23 protein-coding genes and 1 pseudogene are annotated in these 25,961 nt (G+C 71.2%); 11 read left to right on the forward strand and 13 right to left on the reverse strand.

Annotated features, from left to right (window positions below; translation table 11 throughout):
* Window positions 1-11: 11 nt before the first annotated feature.
* Window positions 12-473, reverse strand: coding sequence for a GNAT family N-acetyltransferase (locus J7E96_RS09420; protein WP_215129435.1), 462 nt, complete (start codon window positions 471-473; stop codon window positions 12-14).
* 44 nt (window positions 474-517) lie between these two features.
* Window positions 518-1,594 (reverse strand): winged helix DNA-binding domain-containing protein, encoded by a 1,077-nt coding sequence (locus J7E96_RS09425; RefSeq protein WP_215129437.1) that lies wholly within the window; start codon window positions 1,592-1,594, stop codon window positions 518-520.
* Between the two features lie 51 nt (window positions 1,595-1,645).
* On the opposite strand from J7E96_RS09425, the gene J7E96_RS09430 reads away from it, so the two are divergent.
* Window positions 1,646-2,239: a GNAT family N-acetyltransferase gene (locus J7E96_RS09430; RefSeq protein ID WP_215129439.1), complete on the forward strand. Its 594-nt coding sequence runs from the start codon at window positions 1,646-1,648 to the stop codon at window positions 2,237-2,239.
* 121 nt (window positions 2,240-2,360) lie between these two features.
* Here the strand turns inward: J7E96_RS09430 and J7E96_RS09435 are convergent, their stop codons facing one another.
* Window positions 2,361-4,229: an endonuclease/exonuclease/phosphatase family protein gene (locus tag J7E96_RS09435; RefSeq protein WP_215129441.1), complete on the reverse strand. Its 1,869-nt coding sequence runs from the start codon at window positions 4,227-4,229 to the stop codon at window positions 2,361-2,363.
* Between the two features lie 216 nt (window positions 4,230-4,445).
* Between J7E96_RS09435 and J7E96_RS09440 the strand changes: the two genes are divergently transcribed.
* On the forward strand, window positions 4,446-5,894 hold the full coding sequence (locus tag J7E96_RS09440) for a hypothetical protein (RefSeq protein WP_215129443.1): 1,449 nt from the start codon (window positions 4,446-4,448) through the stop codon (window positions 5,892-5,894).
* 249 nt (window positions 5,895-6,143) lie between these two features.
* Here the strand turns inward: J7E96_RS09440 and J7E96_RS09445 are convergent.
* Both J7E96_RS09445 and J7E96_RS09450 read right to left on the reverse strand, forming a co-directional pair.
* Window positions 6,144-6,674, reverse strand: a pseudogene (locus J7E96_RS09445) (SDR family NAD(P)-dependent oxidoreductase); the annotation flags it as partial.
* Window positions 6,675-6,777: 103 nt separating this feature from the next.
* Window positions 6,778-7,665, reverse strand: a complete 888-nt coding sequence (locus tag J7E96_RS09450; protein ID WP_215129445.1) for a serine/threonine-protein kinase — start codon at window positions 7,663-7,665, stop codon at window positions 6,778-6,780.
* Between the two features lie 846 nt (window positions 7,666-8,511).
* Between J7E96_RS09450 and J7E96_RS09455 the strand changes: the two genes are divergently transcribed.
* The gene (locus tag J7E96_RS09455) at window positions 8,512-8,739 is read left to right on the forward strand and encodes a hypothetical protein (protein WP_028814330.1); all 228 of its coding nucleotides are present in this window, start codon (window positions 8,512-8,514) and stop codon (window positions 8,737-8,739) included.
* 21 nt (window positions 8,740-8,760) lie between these two features.
* Here the strand turns inward: J7E96_RS09455 and J7E96_RS09460 are convergent, their stop codons facing one another.
* Window positions 8,761-9,978 carry a TerD family protein gene (locus J7E96_RS09460; RefSeq protein ID WP_215129447.1) on the reverse strand — a complete coding sequence of 406 codons (1,218 nt, stop codon included), beginning with the start codon at window positions 9,976-9,978 and terminating at the stop codon, window positions 8,761-8,763.
* A 92-nt stretch (window positions 9,979-10,070) separates the two neighbouring features.
* Window positions 10,071-10,880, reverse strand: coding sequence for an NAD(P)-dependent oxidoreductase (locus J7E96_RS09465; protein WP_215129449.1), 810 nt, complete (start codon window positions 10,878-10,880; stop codon window positions 10,071-10,073).
* Window positions 10,881-11,113: 233 nt separating this feature from the next.
* Here J7E96_RS09465 and J7E96_RS09470 point away from each other — a divergent pair, with 233 nt between their 5' ends.
* The 7 genes from J7E96_RS09470 (at window position 11,114) to J7E96_RS09500 (ending at window position 18,311) form a co-directional block, all read left to right on the forward strand.
* Entirely contained in the window at window positions 11,114-12,076 is a 963-nt protein-coding gene (locus tag J7E96_RS09470; RefSeq protein ID WP_215129451.1) for a 5-dehydro-4-deoxyglucarate dehydratase, read from the forward strand.
* A complete protein-coding gene (locus J7E96_RS09475; protein ID WP_215129453.1) occupies window positions 12,073-13,251 on the forward strand; it encodes a hypothetical protein in 1,179 nt (392 codons plus the stop codon). The genes J7E96_RS09470 and J7E96_RS09475 overlap by 4 nt, the downstream gene beginning before the upstream one ends.
* Window positions 13,252-13,354: 103 nt before the next feature.
* The gene (locus J7E96_RS09480) at window positions 13,355-13,972 is read left to right on the forward strand and encodes a TIGR03086 family metal-binding protein (protein WP_251069625.1); all 618 of its coding nucleotides are present in this window, start codon (window positions 13,355-13,357) and stop codon (window positions 13,970-13,972) included.
* A 57-nt stretch (window positions 13,973-14,029) separates the two neighbouring features.
* Complete coding sequence (locus tag J7E96_RS09485; RefSeq protein ID WP_215129455.1) at window positions 14,030-14,611, forward strand: TetR/AcrR family transcriptional regulator; 582 nt, start codon at window positions 14,030-14,032, stop codon at window positions 14,609-14,611.
* Between the two features lie 79 nt (window positions 14,612-14,690).
* Window positions 14,691-15,908 carry a Cmx/CmrA family chloramphenicol efflux MFS transporter gene (locus J7E96_RS09490; protein ID WP_215129457.1) on the forward strand — a complete coding sequence of 406 codons (1,218 nt, stop codon included), beginning with the start codon at window positions 14,691-14,693 and terminating at the stop codon, window positions 15,906-15,908.
* A 187-nt stretch (window positions 15,909-16,095) separates the two neighbouring features.
* A complete protein-coding gene (locus J7E96_RS09495; protein WP_374196649.1) occupies window positions 16,096-16,371 on the forward strand; it encodes a zinc ribbon domain-containing protein in 276 nt (91 codons plus the stop codon).
* Between the two features lie 584 nt (window positions 16,372-16,955).
* Complete coding sequence (locus J7E96_RS09500; RefSeq protein ID WP_215129459.1) at window positions 16,956-18,311, forward strand: S28 family serine protease; 1,356 nt, start codon at window positions 16,956-16,958, stop codon at window positions 18,309-18,311.
* A gap of 18 nt (window positions 18,312-18,329) precedes the next feature.
* On the opposite strand, the gene J7E96_RS09505 is transcribed toward J7E96_RS09500, so the two are convergent.
* From J7E96_RS09505 to J7E96_RS09530, 6 genes are all read right to left on the reverse strand, one after another.
* A complete protein-coding gene (locus J7E96_RS09505; RefSeq protein WP_215129461.1) occupies window positions 18,330-19,781 on the reverse strand; it encodes a penicillin-binding protein 2 in 1,452 nt (483 codons plus the stop codon).
* An 85-nt stretch (window positions 19,782-19,866) separates the two neighbouring features.
* Window positions 19,867-20,535 carry a response regulator transcription factor gene (locus tag J7E96_RS09510; RefSeq protein ID WP_215129463.1) on the reverse strand — a complete coding sequence of 223 codons (669 nt, stop codon included), beginning with the start codon at window positions 20,533-20,535 and terminating at the stop codon, window positions 19,867-19,869.
* Window positions 20,532-21,773, reverse strand: a complete 1,242-nt coding sequence (locus J7E96_RS09515) for a histidine kinase (protein ID WP_308295892.1) — start codon at window positions 21,771-21,773, stop codon at window positions 20,532-20,534. Before J7E96_RS09515 ends, J7E96_RS09510 begins: the two co-directional genes overlap by 4 nt.
* The gene (locus J7E96_RS09520) at window positions 21,770-22,819 is read right to left on the reverse strand and encodes a hypothetical protein (protein WP_215129464.1); all 1,050 of its coding nucleotides are present in this window, start codon (window positions 22,817-22,819) and stop codon (window positions 21,770-21,772) included. Before J7E96_RS09520 ends, J7E96_RS09515 begins: the two co-directional genes overlap by 4 nt.
* 79 nt (window positions 22,820-22,898) lie before the next feature.
* Complete coding sequence (locus tag J7E96_RS09525) at window positions 22,899-23,399, reverse strand: GNAT family N-acetyltransferase (protein ID WP_251069626.1); 501 nt, start codon at window positions 23,397-23,399, stop codon at window positions 22,899-22,901.
* 1 nt (window position 23,400) lies between these two features.
* Window positions 23,401-24,171, reverse strand: coding sequence for an IclR family transcriptional regulator (locus J7E96_RS09530; protein WP_215129465.1), 771 nt, complete (start codon window positions 24,169-24,171; stop codon window positions 23,401-23,403).
* A gap of 127 nt (window positions 24,172-24,298) precedes the next feature.
* Here J7E96_RS09530 and J7E96_RS09535 point away from each other — a divergent pair, with 127 nt between their 5' ends.
* Window positions 24,299-25,828 (forward strand): aldehyde dehydrogenase (NADP(+)), encoded by a 1,530-nt coding sequence (locus J7E96_RS09535; protein ID WP_215129466.1) that lies wholly within the window; start codon window positions 24,299-24,301, stop codon window positions 25,826-25,828.
* The last annotated feature ends 133 nt before the right edge of the window (window positions 25,829-25,961 follow it).

Here is a 25,961-nt window from a genome sequence, read left to right on the forward strand (position 1 = left end):
CCCGCCCCGCCTCAGAGGGCGAGCTTGAACCCGTCGTGGCTGCGCTCGAATCCGAGCGACGCGTAGAAGCGGTGTGCCTCCGTGCGACGTTTGTTGCTCGTCAGCTGGACCAGTGCGCAGCCACGCTCGCGGGCGCGTTCAACGGCGTGCTTGATCAGCTCGCGCCCCAGCCCGCCGCCGCGCCGGTCCGCCCTGACCCGTACCGCCTCGATGAGGGCCCGCTCGGCCCCGTGCTTGCCGAGGCCCGGGATGTACGTCGCCTGGAGGCAGCCCAGCACGGTCGTGCCGGTCTCGTCGGCCAGCGCCAGCGCCAGCACCAGCATTTCGTTGCGGCTGTCGCTGTCGATCGCCTCGAAGGCCCGCTCGTACGCCGCGTCTACGACGACGGACGCGGGGTCGACGACCTGCTCCTCCTCGGCGAGGAGGGCGAGTATGGCCGGCAGGTCCTGGCGGGTCGCGGTACGGAAGATCACGACCAGGATTCTGACACGGCCTACCGCTACCGCTGCCGTTGCCGCTACCGCTCGCCGAGAAAGCGCAGGATGTCCGCCTGCTCGGCCGCGAGGCCCGTGCGCACCGGCGCCGGCAGCTCCTCGAAGGGGGTGACCGAGACCGGTCGCCCGACGCGCCGGCTCCAGGTCGCGCAGGCCAGACCGTCCACGATGACGGTGGCGCGCAGCTGTCCGCCGCCGGGGTGCACCAGCCGCTCGAAGGCGGGCGGTACGGACAGGGCACGGGTGCGGTAGCCCACCAGGTAGTTGTCGTACGCCGGCAACAGCCGTACGTCGCCCACCGCCTCGGCAGGTTCCACTTCCACTTCCACTTCGGCTTCGGCCTCGGCCTCGGCCTCGTACGGCCCCGAGCTCCACGCCCGCCGCGCCACCGTCACCGAAAGCCCCGACCAGGCGGCGAAATCCTCCGGGGCGGCCGGTCCGTGCGCGGCGCGATAGCGGCGTACCAGCTCGACCGCCGCATCCTCCGCCGCGACTTCCGCCGTGACGGCGGGCGCCCCGGCGCTCCCCATCCACTCGTCGAGCAGCACGAAGGATGGCTCCCCTTCGACCGTCGGACCGTGGCAGATCAGGCCCGACAAGGCGCACCGGCGCAGCAGATGAACCGCCACCTGTCCGCCCCCGTTGCCAAACCCGGCCGCCGCCAGCCGCCCGCTCAACTCCGCCCGCGACACGGGACCTTCGCCCAGCGCCGACGTGATCACCCGCTCGGCCCGGAGCAGGTCCCGGTCGTCGAGCCCGAGCTCGCGATACCGCCGCTCGCTCAGCCGCAGGAACACCGGCCCGAGAAGCGACGTCAGCCACCGCACATCGGCCGCCGGCACCAGGTGCAGCGTGCCGCGCATGAACCAGTTCCGTACGACGCTGCGCTCGACGTCCGTCGCCCGGACCACGTCCGCCGCGGTGAGCTCCGACGAGCGCGCCCGGATCCCGAGCGCCGCCGCCGCCGCGTCCTGCGCCTGCACGGCGAAGGCCCGCCCCAGCACCTCGGCCACGGACCGCCCGCGCCAGCCGCTCCCGACCCCCTGGGCGCGGGCGCGCAGCAGCCGGGTCGCGGGCGGTGTCGGCTGGGCAGTGGTCATCTGGCCAGCCTAGGCTGCTCTCCCGAGGAAACCGCACGCCGAAGGAGCAGGATGTTCGCGATACCGCTGGGTGACGACGGCGCCGAACTGCGCCCCCTGGAGCCGTGGAACGCCGAGGAGTTCCTGGCCCACATGGACCGCGGCCGCGAGCACATCGGCCGCTTCGTCGAGCTCCCCGACCACGTCACCGACCTGGCGTCCGCCACCTCGTTCCTGCAGCGGTACGCCGACAAGGCCGCCGCCGACTCCGGGCGCCTCTACGGCATCTGGACCGACGGCACGCTCGTCGGCGGCGTCATGTTCCGGATCTTCGACACCGCGACCGGAAACTGCGAGGTCGGCTGCTGGCTGGAGGAGGCGGTGGTCGGGCGCGGCCTGATCACCCGCGCGATCCGGGTCCTCGTCGACTGGGCGGTCGAGGAGCGCGGCATGTACCGGGTGGAGTGGATCGCCGGCTCCGACAACACGCCCAGCCTCAAAGTCGCCAAGCGCCTCGGCATGGTCCGCGAAGGGGCGCTGCGCGAGAGCTACCTCTACCGGGGCGTACGCCATGACGAGGAGGTCTGGGCGGTCCTGGCCCCGGAGTGGCGCAAGCAGCGGGAGCGGGAGACCCCGGCCGCCCCGGCCGCCGGCAACCGGGCCTGACCTCAACCCGTCCGGCCGACGCACCTGTGTCTGCGCGGACCAATTCCCTTCCGGGCCCGTCCCGTTCGTCGGTACGCCCGCGCTGAGCTTCAGCTCGTTCAGCGCGGGCGTGCAGCGGCCGCTACGGGCGGAAGCGCAGCACCTGCGGGTCGTGGTCGCTGTTCTGCTCGGCGAACTCCGCGTTGATGTGCACGCTGTCGTACGAGAAGTCGTCGATCGACGGGCTGGTCAGGATCTGGTCCAGGACCTGGCTGTTGCCCTGGAAGACGTACGAGTAACGCTCCGAGCGCGGCAGGGACTTGACGGCCGGGTAGAGCGCGCCGCCGGACGTCAGGGCCTTCGTCGTCGCCGAGAACTCGAAGTCGTTGATGTCACCCAGGACCAGCACGTCCGCGTTGCGCTGCGCCTTGAGGATGTCCTTGACGAAGGCGTTGACCGCCTGCGCCTGCTCCAGCCGCTTGACCTCCGACTTGCGTACCGGCGGCTGGCGGTGCGACGCCAGACCCTCGTCGCCGCCCTTCGAGCCGAAGTGGTTGGCGATCACGAAGACCGTACGGCCGCGGAAGGTGAACTCGCCGGCCAGCGGCTTGCGGCTGTTCTCCCAGGCCGCGTTCGCCGGGTCGATCCGGCCGGGGGACAGGGTCAGGGCCGCGTGGCCCTTCTCCCGCACGACACCGGTCGCGGTGGTGGCGTCGCCGGCGCCGCGGTCGGTGAAGGAGACCCGCTCGGGGTTGAAGAGGAAGACCTGGCGGATGTTGCCGCCGGGCTCGCCACCGTCCTTGTTGTTGACCGGGTCGACCGTGCGCCAGGCGTACGAGGGGCCGCCGGCCGCCGCGATCGCCGCCGTGAACTTCTTCAGCGTCTCCTCGGCGGAGACCGTGCCGTCGTTCTTCGCGCCGTTGTTGTCCTGTATCTCCTCCAGGGCGAGGATGTCGGGCGAGGCGAGGTTGTCGACGACCGCCGCGGCCAGCGCGTCGAACTTCGCCTGTGGGTCGCTCGGGTCGAGGTTCTCGACGTTGTACGTCGCCACCGCCAGCTCGCCGCGGCGCTGCGGGCGGGTCGACTCGCGCTCCAGGCCGCGGTCGGTGACCGTACCGAGGGTGCGGGCCGTGAGGGTGTAGCCGCCGAACTGGTTGAAGTCCAGGGGGCCTTCGGTCGTACCCGACAGCACATCCCCGACGTTCGCCTTGGGGAAGGGCTGCTGCGAGATCGGCGCGAGCTGCTGGATCTGAAGGCGGCCGGTGTTCTGCGAGGTGTACGAGCCGTAGACCGCACCGCCGCGCCGGTTGTCGTTCTCCTCCGGCTTCACCGTGACCCACAGCGCCGAGTACGGGTCGGTCGCGCCGACCACGCGCGACGAGCCGATGCGGATGTTGGTGCCCTCCAGCGACTCGTAGTAGTCGAGGGCGTACGCCGACGGGTCCAGCGGCAGCGCGTTGATGCTGCCGCCCGCCGCCGGGTCGCCTTCGGGGGCGTACACGGACGGAACGGACTTCGCCGAGACGGTGACCGGCGCGGGCAGGGCGTTGCCCGAGGAGACCACGGTCACGGTCGGCTTGGAGATCTGGGTGAGCGACTGGTTGCCGGACGACGTACCGCCGGGGATGTACTCGCCCACCGTGCCCGACACCTTGACGGCGTCACCGACGGCGACGGTCGGCGCGGAGCCGGTGAAGACGAAGATGCCCTCGCTGGTGGCGGCGTTGGCGTCGGACTGCGGGTCCTGGAACCAGAAGCCCTTCGAGCCGTACGTCCGCACGCCCGTGACGATGCCGGAGACGTCGGCGACCTGCTGACCGGCGAGCGGGGATATTCGGGTGGTGCCCTGGATGTCGTGGATCCGGGTCTCCGCGGACGCGGACGCGGACACTGACGCTGACGCTGACGCTGACGCGGACGAGCTTGCCAGCAGTCCGCAGGCCAGTGCGGCGGCCACTACGGCCGCTACGGCGGCGGATCTGGGGAGGGACGAGGAGGAACGGGCAGTCATCACGTGGCTCCGAGTGCGATGGATGAGGGGTGGAGAGGGGTGCGAAACGTGGCTCAAAACGTAGTTCTACGCGCGTCAATCTCTTGTGTGCGCCTGGGGGTTGTCAAGGGTTGCCGGATGTACGAATCCTGACGGGTACATGAACCCGGTGGCATAGGGTCAAATACGTCTACGCTGAGGGCCGCCCGACCCGCATGCGCCAAGGAGAACCCCCAGATGTCCGGTGACCGCCCGACCCTGCCGCCGGTGCGGCTCCACTCCGACGCCGAGCTGGCGCGAGAGGCGCTCACCTCGCCGCTGCTCGCACGCGCCGCGCGGCTCGCCCGGTGGGCGGGGCCCGCCACGCGGGTCGGCGCGGGCGGCGAACTCGTCGACGAGCAACTGCCCGAGGCCGCCGAGCACCTCGGTCTGGCCGCCGACGAGGACGGCGCGGCGGAGGCGAGTGAGGCCTGGCGTCTCGCCGTCGACGCGGGCCTTGTCGAGGTCACCGATCCCGACGAGGGCGAAGAGGAAGCGTTCGGCACCGCCACGGCCGGCGAGAACCTGGCACTGCTCACCTCCGGGAGCCCGCAGGACGTACTCGCCATCTGGCTCGACGCCTTCGACGCCGTCTTCGCCGACGCGACCGCGCCCGTCCTGGACGATCTCGCGGGCGCCATCGACGACGACGGTCAGATCGACTTCGAGGCGCTGGAGTGGGACCCGGAGGCGGAGGTCGATTTCCTGGAGGGCGTGCTGGGCAATCTCTATCTGCTGACCGTTTCCGAGGGCGCGGCCGAAGGCCCGGTGCCGCTGCCCGCGCTCGCCGCCTCGATGATCGTGCCCGACGACATGGGCGAGCCCACCGACGACGTACTGGAGCAGGTGTCGGACGCGATGATGCGGCTCGACGACCAGTTCAGGGTGCTGGAGCCGATCGGGCTTGTCGCCTACCAGCCGGTCGACGAGGCGCTGATGGCGGAGGAGGGCGCGGAGCCCGAGCCGCCCGTGGACGACGAGGACGTGACGCGGTACGGAATGGTGGGGCTGACGCCGCTCGGTCTGTACGGGGTCAGGGCCCGCATGCTCGAAGCGGGGGTCGACGCGCCCGCGGTCGGCGACCTCGCGGACAAGGGCGCCGAGGCGCTGCTCGACGGCATCGCGTACTTCCCCGAGTCGTCCGCCGGGGCCGAGACGCAGATGTGGCTCGCCCGGCGCGAACCGGCTGCCGCCGCACGCGAGTTGCTCGCCGCCGCGCGGGGCACCGACCGCGGCGCGCCGCTGCGCAGGCTGCGCAGCCAGCAGGCGCTGTCGCTCGTCGGTCCGGAGGCGGAGGACGCGGTGCGCGAGGTGCTCGACGACGCGGAACTGGGCGGCCTGGCCCGGGTCTGGCTCGCCGAGCACGGCGCTTCGGATGTTCCGCCGCCGCCCGAGTCGATGATCTTCTGGCTGGCCATCGACACGATTGCCGCGCAGCTCGACGCGGACGGTGAACCGGACGAGTTCCAGGGGCTGGTGGCGGGGCTGACCGGCCGTCACAGTGGCTTCTTCGACGCGGCGTGGCGAGTGGATCATCCGGCTACGGCGGATGTCCTGGAGGCGATGGGGCGGCTGCACCCGGACAAGAAGGCGGCGAAGGAGGCGCGGAAGGCGGCGTTCAAGGCGAGGTCGCGCAGGGCGGGTTGAGGGGCGAACGGGCGGGCGTGGGTGGGGCGGGTGCGGGTGGCCCTGCGGGGCTTTCCCCTACCCGCCCCTTCCCGAACTGGGGCGGTGCCCCAGGCCCCGGTCCTCAAACGCCGGACGGGCTGAAGTCACCGGGGGTGGCTGGGGCTCCGCCCCAGACCCCGCTCCTCAAACGCCGGAGGGGCTGAGAGTTGCCGCGAGCGGCAGTCCAGCCGCGCGCGGCGAATTCCAGCGCGGGGGCCCTCAAGTCCGCGCGTGCACCGCCGCCTTCGTCGCTCCGTACGCCGGGTGGTCCGGCTCCCCGCGGAACGCGCCGCGCGAGCCGATGTTGATGATCCGGCCGGCCGTACCCTGGTCGATCATGCGCCGCGCCGCGAGATGGCTCAGGTTGGCCGTCGCCAGCAGGTTGACGGACACATGGCGCTGCCATACGTCCGCCCACGCGTCGTACGGCGTCTCCGCCAGCGGGTGACGCTCGTTGACGGCGGCGTTGTTCACCAGTACGTCGATGCCGCCGAGCCTCTCCGCCGCCACCTCCGCCACCGCGGCCGCGCCCGCCGCATCGGACAGGTCGCCGCCGGCCAGCACATGGCCCGTACCGGGGAGACCGTCGAGGGTCCGCAGAGCGTCCTCGCGCCGCGAACCGTAGTGGACCGCGACACGGTCGCCGCCCGCCGCGAAGGCGTGGGCGACCGCGCGGCCCAGACCGCGCGACGCTCCACTGACGAGGACGCCGCGGCCAGTGGCAGGCAGGGGCGGAGGGAGGGGCGGCGGCAGGTGCATGACGGTGGCCTCTCGTACGACGGGCTCTGTTCAACCCCCGTTTATACGCGCGCGAGCCTGGGCCCGACTGCCGGCATCCAGGACCCGGGGATCATGGTCGCGATCACCGGTCCGTGGCGGCGCCGTCGCCTTCGCTGACCGCGAGCAGCTCGGCCAGGGCGTCCTCGTGCTCGCGGACGAGGCCGGTCAGTGGCTCCTGCTCCCACCACGGCACGGGGGCGGCGCGCTCCGCGCACCAGGCGAGGGCTTCGGGCATGCTCGGCCGGTCGGCCGGGGCGGTGGCCAGGCAGGCGGCGAGGAAGCCGGGCCACTCGGCGCCCGGTACGCCGACGAGGTCGGGGGTGTCGTGCAGGGTCCGGTGGGTCACCTGCGCGGCGCTGCCCGACCCGAACGGATTGCGTCCCGTGCTGGACAGCGCGAGGAGGGCACCCAGCGCGAACACATCGGCCGGTGTGTCCGCCCGGCTGCCCGGCGTCAGTTCCTCGGGGGCGATGAAGCCGCTGAAGCCCGATCCTGCGGGGTCCAGCCCCGCCGAGCGTCCGACCGTGCCGAAGTCGATGATCTTGGGACCCCGGTGGGTGATCAGGACGTGGGCCGGCTTGAGGTCGAGGAGCGCGGGCCCCGCGCCGTGGATCGCGGACAGGGCCACGGCGAGCGCCGAACCGAATGTGCCCAGGTCCGCGGGCCCGAGCGGGCCCGCCGTGGTGATCGCCTCCACGAGCGGCGGCCCCACGCAGAACTCGGACACCAGCCAGGGCTGCTGGTCCTCCGTACCGGCGTCGAGGACCGTGGCGGTGAAGGGCCCGCCGACGCGGAGCGCGGCGGCGGCCTCGCGGCGGAACCGCTCGCGGAAGCGCGGCGCGGCGGTCAGATGCTCGTGGACGGTCTTGAGGGCGACCAGCCGGCCGGCGGGCGTCCACGCCAGCTGGACACGGCCCGTACCGCCCTCACCGATCAGCGAGACGATGCGGTACTCCGCGCGCTCGGCCATGCCGTGGTCCCTTCCGGTCGTACGGTCGTACGGTCGCCGGTGATCCGGTCCGTCCAGTGATCTTGAGGCGATCTTGATCCTGATCGCGATCCAGTGTCCCGGACGTCATCTGCGACGCTCACGGCGGCCGGACGGTTGCGCCCCCTGGCGCTCTCTCGTGTTTCCGGTGAAAAAGTCGTGGCGGCCGGATGATTACGGCTCTTGAGCCTTGCCGCCGTTGATGCCCGGAGGCGCTGCAATGGGGTAACCGGGGCCCGGACAACGGTTACCTCTTCCGAACACAGTCAAGTCGCGGATTCGAATCCGCCCACCGGCTGCGGGGCAGTACAACTCGGCGGTCAGAGCGGTCGTTCGGCGCGTCAGCGGCCTCTCGGAACGACCTCGGACACCCCGTTTCTGCCCCGTTTCTGCCGCGCTTCCCTCATGAGTTCGGGGAAATTCACCTGTCCCCGCGAAGGGGTCCCAGGGGCCGCGGGCATCATTCCGATGCGCGGTCCGGGCTTTATTTGCTCGATGTTCGCCAATTTCATTCCGCAGGAGACCTTTTACGAGCGCGGGGAGGCCCCGCGTGGTCATCGTCACGCGGGTCGGCCGCGCCCGGCGCCCGGCGCGGTCCGACCAGGCCGTGTGCCGCGATTTTTCCGTTCCGCCCCTGAAATCTCGCCGGGTGGCGGCCCGGTCACCCTCTGTCCGGAACGCCTGGTCGCCAACCTCCGGAGGCCTTACGGGAGCGGCCTTCCGCGGGGTGCCGATGCCGGCGGCCGGGAGGGCCGCCGACCGGCTTCGGGGGAAGTGATCATGGGCGGGCATGGCGTGGCGGCCTCGCGGGGCGCATACTCTCAACTAATGACAAAGTCAGCCGGAGCCCGGCGCTACCTGCCGTCCAGTCCCTTCAACGTCCCCGCCGCGGACGCCCCCCCGATCGAGGTTTTCGAGGTGGGCGACCGGGTCTCGCATGATCAGTTCGGCCTCGGGAGGGTCATCGCAGTCGAAGGCGAAGCCGCCGTTCTCATCGACTTCGCAGGACGGCAAGGCCGCATCCTGAGCCCCTTCACCAAGCTGACCAAGCTCTAGCTTCCCTGCGGCGCGCGAGCGCTACAGGGCCTGGGCTGCCGGCTTGACCATGCCGCGAACGGTGCGACTCTTCACGAAGTCGCCCATCGCGGTCATTTCCCATTCTCCAGAGAACTGCTTGATCAGCTTGGCCATCATTACCCCCGTCTGCGGCTCGGCGCCCGTCAGGTCGAAGCGGACCAGTTCCTCACCGGTCGCCGCGTCCAGCAGACGGCAGTAGGCCTTCGCCACCTCGGTGAACTTCTGTCCCGTGAAGGAGTTCACCGTGAACACCAGGCCCGTCGCCTCCGCGGGGATGCGGCCGAGGTCGACGGTGATCACCTCGTCGTCGCCCGCCCCCTCGCCGGTGAGGTTGTCACCGGAGTGCTTGACGGCACCGTTCAGGATCGACAGCTTGCCGAAGTAGCAGCTGTCCAGGTGCTTGCGATTCCCGTCGTACGCGATGACGGACGCGTCGAGGTCGATGTCCTTGCCCCGGAACGCCGGCTCCCAGCCGAGGCCCATCTTGACCTGGGAGAGCAGCGGGCGGCCGCCCTTGACCAGGGAGACCGTCTGGTTCTTCTGGAGGCTGACCCGGCCCTTGTCGAGGTTGATCTTCCCGCTCGGGGCGGGGGCCGCGGGCGGGGCGGCGGGAGCCGCAGGAGCCGCAGGGGCGGCCGCGATCCTCGGGTCGGCCGCCGCAGGCGCGGGCGGCGCCACGGGAGCCTGAGCGGGCGCGGGAGCGGCCGGGGCGGCGGGCTCCTCCACCGAGACGCCGAAGTCCGTGGCGATGCCGGCCAGCCCGTTGGCGTAACCCTGACCGACCGCGCGCACCTTCCACGCGCCGTTGCGGAGGTAGATCTCCACGATCACCAGCGCCGTCTCGGACCCGAGCTGCGGCGGGGTGAACGTGGTGATCGGGACGCCGTCGTCGGCGCCGCGCACCGTGGCGGTGGGCTCGATGCCCTGGAAGGTCTGGCCGGGGGCGTCGGGGCTCGCCGTGACCACGATCTTCTCGATGCCCGGCGGGACCGCCGAGGTGTCCACCACGATCGCGTCGGGGGCGGTGCCGCCGCCGGAGCGGTAGGTGACACCGGGGCCGGAGGGCTGGTTGTAGAAGATGAAGTCGTCGTCCGAGCGCACCTTGCCGTCGGCGGTGAGCAGCAGGCCCGATACGTCGAGCCGCACCGGGGCGGCAACGTCCACGGCCACGCGGGCGGTGGAGAGCGGGATATTCGAGCCGGGGGTCATTGCGGTCATGCCAAAGCTAACGACCGACGCCCCTTTGCCGTTCCCTCACCCGTCACCCGTTGCGCGGGTGATTCTTCGCAGCCTGCGGGGTCGCGCGATTATCAGTACGGCCACAGGGGCGGGTTGGTGCAGAAGTGGCCGCCCAGGTTCGCGTGGTCGGGGTTGGCCGGGTCGAGTTCCCCCTGGTCCGCGATGAGTTTCTCGGCGTACTGCTCGGAGTCGTCCTGCGGTTCGTACCCGATGGCCCGCGCGGACGTCAGGTCCCACCACAGGCGGGTGTTGGCGGAGGAGCCGTAGACGACGGTGTGGCCCACGTTCTCGGCGGTGAGCGCTGCGTGCAGGAGGCGGGCGCCGTCCCCCGGGCTCAGCCAGACCGACAGCATCCGCACCGAACTGGGCTCCATGAAGCAGGAGCCGATCCGCACCGAGACGGTCTCGACGCCGTGCAGATCCCAGTAGAGCTGCGCCAGGTCCTCGCCGAAGGCCTTGGAGAGGCCGTAGAAGGTGTCAGGGCGGTGCGGAGTGCCGACGGGGACGACGGGGGCGCCCTCGGCGGGGACGGGGGTGAAGCCGACCGCGTGGTTGGACGAGGCGAAAACGATCCGGCCGACGCCCTCCTCGCGGGCCGCCTCGTAGAGGTTGTACGTCCCCTCGATGTTGGAGCGCAGGATCTTCTCGAAGGACGCCTCCAGTGAGATGCCCGCGAGATGGATGACCGCGTCCACGCCGCGCACGGCCTCGCGCAGCGCCTCCTTGTCCGCCAGATCGGCGGTGATCGCGTCCGGCTCGCCCTCTATGGGGGTGGCGTCGAAGAGCCGCAGTTCGTAGCCGTACGCCGGAAGGAGGCCGCGCATCAAGGTGCCCATGCCTCCGGCGGCGCCGGTCAGCAGGACGGTGCGGGGTGCGGGCATCGGCGGATCTCCTCGGTGAGAGTGGTGGCCCAGTGGACGTGTGGGTGGACAGGATTCACATGCATGGACACGCTAGGGAGTGGCGCCGAATCCCGTCAAGTGTCGCGCGGAGGCGCTGAATCCGCCTCTGTATTGGCGTTTCCCGTCTTGACCGCCCCCAGAGGGCTGCCTTAGCGTGACGGCGTTCAGGGATATAGACGTGGATCATAATTGTGCACGCACAGGGAGCGCCCGTGACCTCAGCCCCGCTCGCCGGCCGACTCGACGGCCTGCTCTTCTTCCCCGTCACCGCGTACGGGCCGGACGGCGGCCTCGACGTCGACGCCTTCCGCTCCCATGTACGCGGCGGCATCGAGGCCGGCGCCGCCGCGGTCTTCGCCTGCTGCGGCACCGGCGAGTTCCACGCCCTGACGCCGGAGGAGTTCCGCACCTGCGTGGCCGCCGCCGTGGAAGAGGCGGCCGGCCGGGTCCCCGTCGTCGCCGGAACCGGCTACGGCACCGCGCTCGCCGTCCAGTACGCGAAGGCTGCCGAGGAAGCGGGCGCCGACGGGCTGCTCGCCATGCCGCCGTACCTCGTCGTCGCCGACCAGGAGGGGCTGCTGCGCCACTACACCGAACTGGCCGCCGCCACCGCCCTCGACGTCATCGTCTATCAGCGTGACAACGCCGTCTTCACCCCCGAAACCGTCGTCGGACTCGCGCGCGTGCCCGGCATCATCGGGCTCAAGGACGGTTACGGCGACCTCGACCTGATGCAGCGCATCGTCGGCGCCGTACGCCGCGACCTGCCGCCCGGCCACCCCTTCCTGTTCTTCAACGGCCTGCCCACCGCCGAACTCACCGGCCTCGCCTACCGGGGCATCGGCGTCACCCTCTACTCCTCCGCCGTCTTCTGTTTCGCGCCCGACATCGCGCTCGCCTTCCACCGGGCGCTGAACACGGGCGACGACGACACCGTCAACCGCCTGCTCGACGGCTTCTACGCACCGCTCGTCGAGCTGCGCAACCTCGGCCGCGGGTACGCCGTCTCGCTCGTCAAGGCGGGCGTACGTCTCGCCGGCCTGGAGGTCGGCGAAGTACGGCCGCCGCTCAGCGAACCGGACCCCGTACACGTCAAGATGCTGGCCGAGCTCATCGAGCGCGGCCGTGCCCTGATCGGCGTCGGTGCGGGCGGTGCGGGCGGTGAGCGCGCGTGAAGGCCGCCGCTTTCCTCTACCCCTGGGACGTCGTCGGCGACCCGGATGCCGCCGCCCGCATCGCGGACCTCGGCGTCCAGCAGGTCACCCTCGCCTCCGCCTACCACTCGACCCGCGCCCTCACCCCGCGCCACCCCGCCCACCGCATCGTGACCGCCGCACACGCCGCCGTGCTCTACCCCGTCGACGAGGACCGCTGGGCGGGGCGGAGCCTGCGGCCGTACGCCGCCGGGGACTGGGCGCCGACCGCCGATCCGTACGGTGAGGCGGCCGAAGCGCTCGCGGCCGCCGGGCTCGACGTCCACTCCTGGGTCGTCCTCGCGCACAACTCGCGCCTCGGCGCCGACCATCCGGACACCTCCGTCGTCAACGCGTACGGCGACCGCTACCCCTGGGCGCCGTGCATCGCCCAGCCCGCCGTACGCGCCTACCTGACAGCGCTGGCGGCGGAAGCGGCCGTACGCCCCGGAGCGCGCGGCACCGAGCTGGAGTCCTGCGGCTGGTACGGCCTGGCGCATCTGCACGCGCACGACAAGATCGCGGGGGTGGGGCTCGGCGACGCGGCGCAGTACCTCATGTCGCTCTGCTTCTGCCGGGCCTGCCGGACCGGTTACGCGGAACTCGCCGTCGAGGCCGATGAGTTGCGGCAAGCCGTACGCCGCGCCCTCGATCCCGCCTGGGCCGCCGGGTCCTCGTCCGAGACCGGGTGGCCGGCCGTCGAGAAGCTCCTCGGCCCCGGACTCGCCGCCGCGAGCCTCGCCTGGCGTACCCGAGTCGCCCGTACGCTCCAGGAATCGGCCGTCGCGGCGGTACGGGCAGCCGCGCCCCCCGGCTTCCAGGTGCTGCTGCACGCCGATCCGTCGGCGTACCACTGCGGGGCGAACGCGGGTGTCGATCCCCGGCACATCCTCGGGGTCGCGGACGGCGTGGTGGTGCCGTGCGCCGGTGGCCCGGAGCTGCTCGCGCCCTTCGTGGAGCACCGCCGCCCGGGCGCCGCGAGCGTCGTCGCGGCGAATCTCGGTGTCGTCTCCGGCATGGGCGGCAGCCCCGCCACGCTCGCCGGGGACGCGGCTCGCGCGGCGGAGCTAGGGGCGAGCGAGCTGCGCCTCTACCACGCGGGTCTGGCGTCCGACGCCGACCTCGGGCTCGTACGGGCGGCCTTGCGGCAGCCATGAGCGCGCAGCCGGTCCAGCCGGCAACTGGGGCGCACCGATGAGTTCTGGTGGGGGCGGCGGTCACCACTGCGCAGGCATCGTCCGCTCCACCGGAGGCAGCGTCATGACACTCAATGCGCCCACGCTCGACACGCCCGGCATGCTCGACTTCGAACCGGCCGCCCGGCAGCTCGCCCGACTGCTCGACGGGGTCACGGACGACCGGCTCGCCGCGCCCACCCCCTGCGAGAAGTACGCGGTACACCATCTCCTGGCCCACCTGGTCGGCCTCACCGCCGCCTTCCGCGACGCGGCGAAGAAGGAGCTGGGCCCCACGACCGGCACCGACCCCGGAGCCGCCCTCCCTGTACTCGAAGACGACTGGCGCACCCGCCTCCCGAAGCAGCTCGACGAGCTCGTCGCCGCCTGGCGCAGCCCCGACGCCTGGCAGGGCATGACCCAAGCGGGCGGCGTCACGCTGCCCGGTGCGGTCGCGGGGCGGGTCGCCCTCAACGAGATCGTGGTGCACGGCTGGGACCTGGCCCGCGCCATCGGCCGGCCGTACGCGCCCGACGCCGCGAGCCTTCAGTCGTCGTACGAGCTGCTGGAGCCGACGGGCGACAGCCCGGGCGCTGACGGGATCTTCGGAACTCCCGTCGAGGTGCCGCAGGACGCACCGCTCCTCGACCGGGTCGTCGGGCGCGCGGGCCGCAGCCCGTCCTGGACGTCGTCGAACAAGTAAGAGGAAGTAAGAGCAAGTAATGGACCGTGCGTTCCAAAACGTGTTAGCGTCCATGCCATGGCCCGGCCGAGGAAGTTCGACGAGGAGCGGGCGGTCGACGCCGCGATGGAGGCGTTCTGGACCGCCGGCTACGAGGCGACGTCCACCCAGGACCTGTGCGACGCCACCGGCCTGGGCCGCAGCAGCATCTACAACACCTTCAAGAGCAAGCGCGACCTCTTCGACCGCGCCCTGGCCCGCTACATGGACTACAAGAACGCCGAACTGGCCGCCCTGATGGAGAGCGACCTGCCGGTCCGGCAGAAGATCCGTACGCAGTTTCAGCGGGTGATCGACGAGGAGTTCGAGCGTGACCCGGAAGGCCGGGGCTGTCTCGTCGTCAATACGGCCGTCGAGGTGGCCGCCCGCGAACCGGAGGTCGCGGACGACCTGGCCCGCGACTACCGGCTGCGCCTCGCGGTGATCCGTGCGGCGATCGAGTCGGGGCAACGCGACGGCGACATCGCCCGCGACAAGGACCCCGCCGCGCTCGCGCACTTCGTCATCGCGACCATCGCAGGCCTGAAGGTCTCGGCGCGCGTCACCCCGCAGCGGTCCGTGCTGGAAAGCGTCGCGGACGCCGCCCTCGCGGCCCTCTGAAGTCGATGGCAGGCCATCACCCCCGTTTTTCACGGGCTCGTTTTGAAACGCCCAGTACAAAACCATGGAGTATCGACTCATGCCAATCGCCGTCTACATACTCGGCCTGGGCATTTTCGCCCAGGGAACCTCGGAGTTCATGCTCTCCGGCCTGCTGCCCACCATGGCCGACGACCTGGGCGTCTCCATCCCCGACGCCGGGCTGCTCATCTCCGCCTTCGCCATCGGCATGGTCGTCGGCGCGCCGATGATGAGCGTGCTCACCCTGCGCGTCCCGCGTCGCAGCGCGCTCGTCGCGTTCCAGGCCGTCTTCATCGCCGGGCACGTGGTCGCGGCCCTTGTCCCGGAGTACGCCGTGGTGTTCGCGAGCCGGGTCGTGACGGCGGTCGCGTACGCCGGGTTCTGGAGCGTGGCCGCCGCGGCCGCCGTGAGTCTGGTGCCGGCGACGGCCAAGGGCCGGGCGCTCTCCGTCGTCGCCACCGGTCTGACCCTGGCCACGATCGTGGGCGTACCCGCCGGGACGCTGATGAGCCACCACGTGGGCTGGCGCGCGGCGTTCTGGGGGGTGGCGGCCCTCACCGCCGTGAGCCTGGCCGCGATCCTGGCCGTGCTGCCGGGCGGTCACGCCGCCGGGCGGGAAGTTCCCTCCGTACGACGCGAGTTGAAGGGGCTGGCGCGGCCCGAGCTGTGGGTCTCGTTCGCCGTGACCGTACTGGCCTTCGGCGCCGCCATCGTCACCTTCAGCTACCTGGCGCCGCTGCTGACCGACGTGAGCGGCCTGCCGGAGAGCTGGGTGCCGGCCGTTCTGTCGCTGTACGGAGTCGGCGGACTGGTCGGCATGACGATCGGCGGGCGCGTCGCCGACCGCGCCCCGATCCGCACGCTCTACGTCGGCATCGGCGCCCTCACTGTCGCCTCGGCGGCGGTGGCGCTCGCCGCGCCGAACCTGACCCTCACCGTCGTGCTGGTCCTCGTGCTGGGCGTGGCTGGTTACGTCATCAACCCGGCACTCCAGTCACGGGTGTTCACCATCGCGCCCGACGCACCGACTCTCGTTCCCGCAGTCAGTACCTCTGCCTTCAACGTCGGCATCACACTCACGCCCATGCTGGGCGGCATGGCCATCGACGCGGGCTTCGGCTACGCATCGGTCGCCTGGGTCGGGGCCGGTGTCGGCGCGCTGGCCGTCGCGGCGACGGCCTGGGCGGCTTCGCTCGCGCGGCGCGGCGCGTGTCAAGTGCCGATGGACGCCGCTCTGTTGACTGTCAGCCCGCCCAGCGTCCCGACAGGAAAGTGATGGTGAGGATTGTCGACAGGGGCGCGACGACGCACAGGTACGCGCTCTTCACCGCACCCACATGGCCACCGGGATCTGGCGAGGAAGTGTCGGGTTCTCGGCCAGGCTAGGAATTAATGTGCGTGGACTGGCGCGTGGACTCCACGCCAAGAGCGTGCATGACGCGGGATGGTCCCAGTTCCTGGGCATGTTGGAGTACAAGGCGGCACGGTACGGGCGCACCTTCACCAAGGTCGACCGGACCTTCCCCTCCTCCCAGCTCTGCTCGGCCTGTGGCTTCCGTGAGGGGCCCAAACCGCTGCACATCAGGCAGTGGACCTGCCCCAATTGCGGCACACTGCATGACCGGGACTGGAACGCGGGGAAGAACGTCCGCTACGAAGGCCGCCGAATCCTGGCGGACGGGCAAACAGAACCACCCACCCCCGGACCGGGGGCCCGAGCGCGGCAACGCGCGAGGTAAACGCCTGTGGAGCGCCAGAAGTCCCGCTGGTCGGCAATCAGGGGGCACGCGCACAACCCCGCCGCCATCGGCGGGAGGAACCAGGAAACACCGCGGACCGCCCACACACGTGCAGGCGATCGGACGGAGATCCTCGTCATTCATGGCGAGGAAGCGAGGTCAACAGTCCCACTGGCTCCACAGAGACAGCAGCGCGGGGGCCGGGCTGCCGGCGTCGCCCGCGCCTCGCGCCCAGGGCTCCCGCGCGACGTCCTCGGCCTACAGCTGCCCGAGGAGGCGCGCGCATGTGCGCAGAACTCGTCCCTGAACTTCACCTCGCGAAGGTGCCGCCTTGGTCAGGTGGGCCGACCTGCTTGTCCGGCCGGGGGTCCGGGGGTTGACCCCCGGGAAAACACAGCAAACTCCTCGACGGTCAACAACCACTCCTGGATCTCTTCGGTCTCACCAGGCATACGTCCGGGAGTCCGCATCCGGTTGACACGGAAAGCAAAGCTTCGGAGTGAGGCCGGTCACAGCAGGAGAGCGCATACCATGCGGCGCGTTGTATCCATCGCAGCATCACCTCCGACCGAGGGGACTTCAGCGTGCGCACCAAGGTCCTGCCTTCTCTGCTCTGTGCCGGTCTCATAACGGCAACCGGTCTGCTGGCCGCTTCACCCGCCGTCGCCGCCGTCGCTGCCGAACCGGCGGCCCGCGCCTCCTCCGACGCCTCGGCCGCGGCAGCCGGCATCCGCGAAAAGCTGGAGCGCTTCCCCGGGCTGACGGTTGTTTCGGTGGCCGACAAGGGCGGATTCCCCTTCTTCACCCTGACGCTGGACCAGCCCGTCGACCACCGCGACCCCGGCAGCGGCACCTTCCAGCAGAGATTCACCCTCTGGCACAAGACCGAGACGGCGCCGGTCGTGCACTACACCGGCGGATACGGGCTCTCGTCGGGCACCCGCGAGATCACCACGCTGCTCGGCGCCAACCAGGTCAGCGTGGAGCACCGCTACTTCAACACCTCGCGCCCCGCCGCCGACATCGACTGGGACGACCTGAACGTCTGGCAGCAGGCGAGCGACGAGCACGCGATCGTCCAGGCGCTCAAGAGCATCTACCGGGCCAAGTGGCTCGGAACCGGCGCGAGCAAGGGCGGGATGACGCAGGTCTACCACGAGCGCTTCTACCCCGAGGACCTGGACGCGGTCGTCGCGTACGTCGCCCCGAACGACGCGAACAACCGCGACGACAGCGTCTACGAGAGGTTCTTCAAGACGGTCGGCACTGCCGAATGCCGGACCGCCCTGGACGCCGTACAGCGCGAAATGCTCGTACGGCGCGGCGCCATGCTGCCGCGCTTCGAGGCCACGTCCAAGGAGCAGGGTCTCACCTTCAAGTACCTCGGCTCGGCCGACCGCGCCTTCGAGTTCTCGGTGCTCGACCAGGTGTGGAACTTCTGGCAGAGCGGTACGTACACCGACTGCCCGGCGGTCCCCGACGTGAGCAGGGCGAGTGACGACGAGCTGTACAAGTGGTCGCTCGACCACGGCCTCAGCATCTACTCGGACCAGGGCAACGGGGCCGAGGGCAGCGGCCCGTACTACCGGCAGGCCGCCTCCCAGCTGGGCTGGGCGGACCTGAAGTTCAAGCACCTGCGCGACGTCCGCAACTACCCGGACATCTACCAGCCCAACTCGGTGCTGCCCGCCGACATGCGGACGTCCTACGACGGCCGCGTCATCAAGGACGTCGACCGGTGGGTGGCCACGCGGGGCGAGCGGATGATGTTCGTGTACGGGCAGAACGACCCGTGGAGCGCCGAGCAGTTCAAGCCCAGCAAGCACGACTCGCACCTGTACGTCGCGCCGAACACCAACCACGGCGCGCTCATCTCCAAGCTGACGCCCGCCGAGCGGGCCCGGGCCGAGGCCACAGTCAAGCGCTGGGCCGGCCAGTAACCCCCAGCCCCGTAACCCCTACCGGCTGAGCGCCGCCCTCATCGTCTTCTCGGCGATGGGGGCCGCCAGGCCGTTGCCGCTGACCTCCGAGCGCGCCGCGCCCGAGTCCTCGACGACGACCGCGACCGCCACCTCCTTGCCGCTGGTCCTGTCCTTCGCGTACGACGTGAACCAGGCGTACGGCGTCTTGCTGTTGTCGACGCCGTGCTGTGCGGTGCCCGTCTTGCCGCCCACCTCGGCGCCGCCGATCCGCGCGTTCGTCCCCGTGCCGTCCTCGACGACCGTGACCATCGCGTTCCGCAGCTGCTCGGCGGTGGAGGACGAGACGACCCGCTCACTGCCCGCGTTCCCGAGGTCTTCCAGCGTGTCGCCGTCCCCGTCCGTCACCTTGGAGACCATGTGCGGCGACGCGAGCTCACCGCCGTTGGCGAGGGCCGCCGACACCATGGCCATCTGGAGCGGGGTGGCCGTCACATCGAACTGGCCGATGCCCGTCAGCGCCGTCTGCGCCCTGTCCATGCCGGACGGGTACACGCTCTCCGAAGCCCGGACCGGCACATCGAGCGTCTTGGTGTTGAAGCCGAACTTCTCGGCCATCGCCTTCACCTTGTCCTGGCCGAGGTCGACGGCCAGCTTCGCGAAGACGTTGTTGCAGGAGTACTTCAGCGCGGTGCGCAGCGTGGCGTTCTCGCAGGGCGCGGACTTGTTCTCGTTCTCAAGAACGGTCCGCGTGCCGGGCAGCGTGTACGGGTTCGGGCTGTCCGTCGGCTCGTCGACCGACCTGTGGCGCCCGTCCTCCAGCGCCGCCGCGGCGACCACCAGCTTGAACGTCGAGCCCGGCGGCAGCGGCTGCCGCAGCGCCCGGTTGACCATCGGCTTGTCCTTGTCGCCGGTCAGCGACTGCCAGGCGTCACCGTCCGTCGTACCGCTGATCTCCGACGGATCGTACGACGGGGTCGAGACCATGCCGAGAATCCGCCCGGTCTGCGGGTCGATCGCGACGGCCGCGCCCTTCTTGTCACCCAGCGCCTCGTACGCGGCCTTCTGTACGCCCGCGTCGATGGTCGTCACGACGTCACCGGGGTCGCTCTGCTTGCCCATGATGATGTCGGCCGGGTTCTTCAGCCGCGTGTCGGTCCCGTCGAGGACGTCGCTGTAGATGCCTTCGAGCTGGGTGGCTCCGTACGCCTGTGAGCTGTAACCGGTGACGGCCGAGTAGAGCTCGCCGTCCTTGTACGTCCGCTTGTACTCAAGATCGCCTCCCTCCGTCTTCTTCGACCCGGTGACCGGCGAACCGGCCACGATGATGTTCCCGAGCGGCTGCGCGTACTGCGCGATCACGTTCCGCCGGTTGTGCTTGTCGTCCGCGAGGGCCTTGCCGTCGTACGCCTGCACCCAGGTGACCCGCACCAGCAGGGCGAGCACCATCAGCAGGCAGAAGACCGAAGCGCGCCTGATCGTTTTGTTCATCCCGTACGGGAGACGAACGGGGCGGCCGGTGGCGTTCCCCTATGTCGCGTTTCTCACTGAATCCTCATCCGGAGCGGCGGCACGCTCAGCGTGGCGTGATGAAGCCCGACTCGTACGCCGCGATCACCGCCTGGGTACGGTCGCGCGCGCCCGTTTTCGCCAGCACGGCCGCCACATGGCTCTTCGCCGTCGCCGCGCCGACCCGTAGCCGGTCCGCTATCTCCGCGTTTGTCAGGCCCGTCGCCATCAGCCGCAGCACCTCCGCCTCACGCTCGGTCAGCCGCGCCGCCCACGGCGGCGGCGGGGCGGGCTGTCGCTTGGCGTGTTCGGCGGCCAGAGCGCGCACGGCCGACGGGAAGAGCAGGGAGTCGCTGCGCGCGACCATCCGGACCGCCTGGACCAGGTCCTCGGCGGCGGCGCGCTTGAGCAGGAACCCGGCGGCGCCGGCGCGCAGCGCGTCGTACACATAGGAGTCGTTCTCGAAGGTGGTGACGACGACGATGCGCGGGGGTGCCTCCATGCCGCCGAGGATCTGCTCGGTGGCGCGGATGCCGTCGATCTCCGGCATGCGCACGTCCATCAGCACCACGTCGGGCCGCAGCTCACGGACCACCGAAACGGCCTGTGCCCCGGTCGCCGCCTCGCCGACGACCCCCAGGTCGGGCTCGGCGTCCAGGATGACGCGCAGCGCCGTGCGGACCATGCGCTCGTCGTCGGCGAGCACGACCCTGACCGGTGACGTCGGCGTGCTCATCGCGCGTCGCCCCCGCCGCTGACCGGCAGGCGGGCCGTGAGCCGCCACACGTCGCCGTACGGGCCCGCCTCGGCGTGGCCGCCGAGCAAGGTGGCCCGTTCCGCGATGCCGGGCAGCCCCCGGCCGCCTCCTGGGCGTACCACCGGGGCCCTGTCGGGCAGCGGGTTCTCCATCACGATCTCCAACTCCTCGCCGTTCAGGGCGATCCGTAGCGACACCGGTGCGGCGGCGCCGTGCCGAAGGGCGTTGCTCAGCCCTTCCTGGACGATGCGGTACGCCTCGCGGGACACCGGTCCGGGGGCCCGGACGGCCGGATCGCCGTCCTGCGCGTACGCGACCTTCACGCCGCTGCGGGCCAGCAGGTCGTCCAGTACGTCCAGCGTGGGCCCTGGCAGCTCACCGGCACTGTCCTCGCCGTGCCGCAACAGGCCGAGCACGGCGTCCAGTTCGCCCACCGTGCGGCGCGTCGTCTCCTCGATCGCGGTCAGCGCCTCCCGTACGAACTCCACATCGCTGTCCAGCACCCTGCGCGCCGCGCCCGCCTGGAGCGTGACCGCGCTCAGCGCGTGCCCCACCGAGTCGTGCAGCTCGCGGGCCAGCCGGTTGCGCACGGCCAGGTCCGCGGCCCGCCGCTCGGCAGCCGCCAGCCGGTCGGCCGGTGTCGGCCCGAGCAGCACCGGCGCCCAGCGGGCCAGCAGCGCCCCGGCCAGCGCCGCGCACGCCGCCAGCGCCACCAGGATCGCCACGCCGGCGACCGGGGCGAGGGCCAGGGCCCAGGTGTGGTCGAAGACTTCGGGCAGCGCGAGCGGTGTGTCACGCAGCCGGGTCAGCAGCGGCAGGACGATCAGCGCGCCCGCGAACGGCGGCACCGCGAGCGTCATGCCGCTGATGATGCCGCCGAGCCCGAGATGCAGCGTGAACCAGATCGCGGTCCGCACCCGCGCCGGCCCGGACCGGGCGGGCCCGTCGGCCAGCCCCTCGCGAGGCACTCCGCACAACGCCCGTACCGCGCCCACCGACAGGGGACTGACGAGCGGGAAGAACGCGGTGAGGGTGGCCATCGGCAGCGCGACGCCGAAAGCGGCGAACTGCAGGGAGGTCGAGGTGAGGATGTTCTGGTTGCCCATGAACGGGCCGACGAAGACGCTTCCGAGGAGGACGTACGGCATCGACAGGGCGCCGCCGAGGATCAGATGGATCCAGCGCAGCCGGGCCCGCGCCCCGAACAGCCGCTTCACGCCGCGCGTCCCCGTATCTGTCCTTCTCCCCGTCCCTCGACCCCTGAGTCCCCTGAGCCCCGTACGCGCCGCCGCAGGAAGGAGGTGCCCGCGGCGAGGGCGACGAGACCGGCGATCATCTGGCCAGCGTAGGCCACCAGCATCAACGCGGTGGCCTGATCGGCCGCGTCGGCCGCGGGCATCGCCGAGGCGACGAGCAGCCAGCCGCCCCAGCAGCCGAGCGCCCCCGATCCCAGCCAGGCGAGCGCCAGCGGTGTCTTCAGAGCCAGGCCGCGCCCACGCCGCAGGGCGAGCGTCAGGACTCCCACCACGGTGAGGGCCGCGAACAGGACATAGGTCCCTTCGAGGAGCTGGAAGTCCGCCGAACGCTGGTCGATCCGGCTCTGGTTGAGCCCCGTGGTCGAACCGGCGGCCCACATCACATGCGGAACAGCGGAGAGCGCCGCGAGTACGGACGCGGCCACTGCGACCGTCTTCAGCCCAGGCCCGACGGCGGAGTCGGGCAACTCCGAGACCGCGCCCCGCCACAGGTGGCCCCAGCGCTCGCGGGCGTACAGCGCGAAGAGGGTGCCCAGGGCCAGGCCCTGCACGATGAAGCCGGTGTAGACGACGCTGAAGACCCAGTCGTCGAGGAAGGGTCTGTCGCCGCTCGGTGCGCTGCGCTCACCGTTGAACACCTTCACCAGCAGCTGGAGCGGAAACCCGGTCATGATCGGCGTCAGCAGCCCCGTCGCCGCCCACATGGGCAGGGCGAGCAGCCAGGCCGGGACGCGACGGCCCCAGTCCTGCGTGAGCAGCAGGGCCAGGACGACGACGGTCGCGTCCATCAGGATCGTGACGCTGTTGGCGACGGCCATCAGCCCCGGGTGGTCGAGGACCACGCTGCCGTCCGGGATGCCGGCGCGGCTGCCGGCGATCCAGGCGATCTTCAGTCCGACGTAGGGGACGCACGAGATGACGGCGGCGGCACGCAGCACCCTGCGCAACCGGTTGGCAGGGGCCCGGTGGAGGCCATGGGGCGTGGGGACGAGCGCGGTCTCTGTCATGAAACCTACGCTCCGGCACGCGCCGCCGCCGCACCTCCCGCTCAAAGGTGAACCGTCTCCCCCGGACGGGGGAGAGCGCTCAGCCGGTGAGGGCGAGGACCAGCTCGTCGATCTCCGTCCCCCGGGCGTTCGCGAACCCCCGGTCGTGCCCCGTGACCGTGAACCCGCACTTCTCCAGGACCCGCAGCGACCCGGTGTTGTCCGCGGCGGCGCGGGCGAACAGCGGCCGCCCCGGGACGAGTTCGAGCAACGCCCGCAGTGCGCCGGTGGCCACCCCGCGGCCCCAGTACGCGCGGTCGATGAAGTACGTGACCTCACGCTCCTGCGGCGGCCCGTACACGGCGGCGTGGCCCGCGATGTCGCCGTCGGCCAGGACGGTCCGTATGACGGCGTCCGAGGCGCGGATCCGCGCCCAGTGCGCGTCGAATGCGGCGCGGTCGGTGGGGTCCTTGGAGGTGAAGGCGGCGATCCGGTTGGACTCCGGGTCGCTCATGTGCCGGAAGATGACGGGCAGATCGCTGTCGGCCACCTCCCGCAGTGTCACGGTGAGGGCCATGTCAGCGCTCATGTCGGCGGTCATGTCAGAGCCTCCGGGTGGCGAGCGTCAGCCGGTCACGTGCGTCGAACAGCGCGTCCTTGACCATCTGTTCGTGCGCCGGGGTGAGCCGGGCGACGGGCACCGAGCAGCTGATGGCGTCGCGGGCCGGGGTCCGGTAGGGGATCGCGACACCGAAGCAGCGCAGGCCCAGCGTGTTCTCCTCGCGGTCCACGGCGTACCCCTGCTCGCGGACGACGTGCAGCTCCTGGATGAGCTTCTCGCGGTCGGTGATCGTGTGCTCGGTCAGCGCCGGCAGCGTCTCCGGCAGCAGCTTGCGCACCTGCTCGTCGGTGTGCGTCGCGAGCAGCGCCTTGCCGAGGGACGTCGAGTGCGCGGGCAGCCGGCGGCCGACGCGGGTGAAGGGGCGCAGGTAGTGCTGGGACTGGCGGGTCGCGAGGTACACGACGTTCGTACCGTCGAGGCGGGCCAGGTGGATCGTCTCCGTCGTGTCGTCGGAGAGCCGGTCCAGGGTGGGGCGGGCGGAGGCCACGACCTCGTCCCCGTCGATGTACGACGTACCGACGAGCAGGGCCCGTACGCCGATGCCGTACCGCGTGCCCGTCGCGTCCGTCTCCACCCAGCCGAGCTCGACGAGCGTGCGCAGCAGCATGTAGAGACTGGATTTGGGGTACCCGACGGCCTCTTGGACGGCGGCCAGGGAATGCATGCCCGGGCGGCCTGCGAAGAATTCGAGCAACTCCACGGTCCGCACCGCCGATTTGACCTGCGAACCGCCCATATCGGCAGTAGACATTGAGCCTCGCCCCTTCTTGGCCACTCTTGACCGCTCAGATCGTCCGTTAATAGAGTCCCCAGCATATTCAGTATCAGGAACTGTGTTCAGAATATCGAACAGCTTGAACGGCTGGAAGGACCCCACGGTGGCAGCATCACCAGTCTGGAGTGTCGACCCCCGAACGGGGAAGCCGCGTGAGCAGGTCGCGGTCGAGGCCACGGCGGAGGAGGTCGACCGCGCGGTACGGGCCGCGCACGACGTTCGCGCCGCGCTCGCCGACCGTACGGTGCGGGCCGCCCTGCTCCGTACCGCCGCCGAACTCCTCGACGAGGCGGTGCGGCACGTCGTCGAGGCGGCCGACGCGGAGACCGCGCTGGGTCCGACGCGGCTGACCGGCGAACTCGCGCGCACCACGGCCCAGCTCAGGGCGTTCGCGGACGTAGTCGACGAGGGCTCCTTCCTCGACATCAGGATCGACCACGAGGACGGTACGAAGACCCCGCCCTGGCCGGACCTGCGCCGCTACAAGATCCCGCTGGGCGTCGTCGCCGTCTACGCCGCCAGCAACTTCCCGCTCGCCTTCTCGGTGCCCGGTGGCGACACCGCGAGCGCGCTCGCGGCGGGCTGCCCGGTCGTCGTCAAGGCACACCCCGACCATCCGGCGACGTCCGAGCTGTGCGCGTCCGTGCTGCGCAGGGCGGCGGCCCAAGTGGGCCTGCCGGAGGACGTGGTGATCCTGGTCCACGGCTTCGACGCGGGCGTCGAGCTGGTACGGCACCCGCTGGTCGCGGCCGCGGGCTTCACGGGCTCGGTGCGCGGCGGACGGGCGCTCTTCGACGCGGCGGCGGCCCGCCCCGCCCCCATTCCCTTCTACGGCGAACTCGGCTCCCTCAACCCGGTCGTGATCACCGCGGCGGCGGCGGAGGAGCGGGCCGAGCAGATCGGGGCGGGGCTGGCGGGCTCCTTGACGCTGGGCACGGGGCAGTTCTGCACCAAGCCGGGCTTCGTCCTCGCCCCGGCCGGCGCGGCCGGCGACCGGGTGGTGAAGTCCCTCACGGAGGCCGTCAGCGAAACCGACCCGGGCGTCATGCTCGACCACCGGATGCGGGACGCGTTCGTGGAAGGTGTACGGGAACGGGCCGGCCTCCCGGACACCGAAGCCCCAGTGACCCCCGGCGCGGGCGGCGAGCACACCGTGAGCGCGGGGTTCCTGACCGTACCGGCGCAGGTGCTGACCTCAGAGGGGCCGCACGACCTGCTCCTGGAGGAGTGCTTCGGGCCGGTCACGGTCGTGGCGCGCTACGAGGACCCGGCGGAGATCGGCGCGGTGCTCTCCCGGCTGCCGGGCAACCTCACCGCCACCCTGCAGCTCTCCACGGAGGAGCTGGCGGGGAACGGGGGCACGGGGGCGGATCTGCTGGCGGAACTGACGCCGCTGGCGGGGCGTGTGCTGGTCAATGGGTGGCCCACGGGGGTGGCAGTGGCGCCGGCCCAGCACCATGGTGGTCCCTACCCGGCGACGACTTCTACGTCCACGTCGGTGGGGGCGACGGCGGTCGAGCGGTGGTTGCGGCCGGTCACTTATCAGTCGACGCCGGAGGCGTTGCTGCCGGTGGAATTGCGGGATGCGAATCCGCAGGGGCTGCCTCGGCGGGTGGACGACCGGCGGGAGTAGGGGTGCGGGGTGGGGCCCTGCGGGCTTCCCCCTACCCGCTCCTGCCCGCTGTGACACAGCCGCTCACCGGGAATGAGCCGAGCCCGGAACGTGTTGTGGCCGGAGCGGAGGGCCCCTCCGTACACCCCACAGG

Origin of the sequence: Streptomyces sp. ISL-96 (assembly GCF_018614035.1) — a bacterium.
Classification (GTDB): Bacteria; Actinomycetota; Actinomycetes; order Streptomycetales; family Streptomycetaceae; genus Streptomyces.

What these genes read in the sequence shown, in the direction of transcription:
- J7E96_RS09495 (WP_374196649.1), top strand. Translation starts at nt 16,096, where the DNA reads ATGTTGGAGTACAAGGCGGCACGGTACGGGCGCACCTTCACCAAGGTC.
- J7E96_RS09430 (WP_215129439.1), top strand. Translation starts at nt 1,646, where the DNA reads ATGTTCGCGATACCGCTGGGTGACGACGGCGCCGAACTGCGCCCCCTG.
- J7E96_RS09490 (WP_215129457.1), top strand. Translation starts at nt 14,691, where the DNA reads ATGCCAATCGCCGTCTACATACTCGGCCTGGGCATTTTCGCCCAGGGA.
- J7E96_RS09530 (WP_215129465.1), bottom strand. Translation starts at nt 24,171, where the DNA reads ATGTCTACTGCCGATATGGGCGGTTCGCAGGTCAAATCGGCGGTGCGG.
- J7E96_RS09435 (WP_215129441.1), bottom strand. Translation starts at nt 4,229, where the DNA reads ATGACTGCCCGTTCCTCCTCGTCCCTCCCCAGATCCGCCGCCGTAGCG.
- J7E96_RS09465 (WP_215129449.1), bottom strand. Translation starts at nt 10,880, where the DNA reads ATGCCCGCACCCCGCACCGTCCTGCTGACCGGCGCCGCCGGAGGCATG.
- J7E96_RS09510 (WP_215129463.1), bottom strand. Translation starts at nt 20,535, where the DNA reads ATGAGCACGCCGACGTCACCGGTCAGGGTCGTGCTCGCCGACGACGAG.
- J7E96_RS09485 (WP_215129455.1), top strand. Translation starts at nt 14,030, where the DNA reads ATGGCCCGGCCGAGGAAGTTCGACGAGGAGCGGGCGGTCGACGCCGCG.
- J7E96_RS09480 (WP_251069625.1), top strand. Translation starts at nt 13,355, where the DNA reads ATGACACTCAATGCGCCCACGCTCGACACGCCCGGCATGCTCGACTTC.
- J7E96_RS09460 (WP_215129447.1), bottom strand. Translation starts at nt 9,978, where the DNA reads ATGACCGCAATGACCCCCGGCTCGAATATCCCGCTCTCCACCGCCCGC.
- J7E96_RS09440 (WP_215129443.1), top strand. Translation starts at nt 4,446, where the DNA reads ATGTCCGGTGACCGCCCGACCCTGCCGCCGGTGCGGCTCCACTCCGAC.
- J7E96_RS09525 (WP_251069626.1), bottom strand. Translation starts at nt 23,399, where the DNA reads ATGACCGCCGACATGAGCGCTGACATGGCCCTCACCGTGACACTGCGG.
- J7E96_RS09520 (WP_215129464.1), bottom strand. Translation starts at nt 22,819, where the DNA reads ATGACAGAGACCGCGCTCGTCCCCACGCCCCATGGCCTCCACCGGGCC.
- J7E96_RS09455 (WP_028814330.1), top strand. Translation starts at nt 8,512, where the DNA reads ATGACAAAGTCAGCCGGAGCCCGGCGCTACCTGCCGTCCAGTCCCTTC.
- J7E96_RS09425 (WP_215129437.1), bottom strand. Translation starts at nt 1,594, where the DNA reads ATGACCACTGCCCAGCCGACACCGCCCGCGACCCGGCTGCTGCGCGCC.
- J7E96_RS09450 (WP_215129445.1), bottom strand. Translation starts at nt 7,665, where the DNA reads ATGGCCGAGCGCGCGGAGTACCGCATCGTCTCGCTGATCGGTGAGGGC.
- J7E96_RS09505 (WP_215129461.1), bottom strand. Translation starts at nt 19,781, where the DNA reads ATGAACAAAACGATCAGGCGCGCTTCGGTCTTCTGCCTGCTGATGGTG.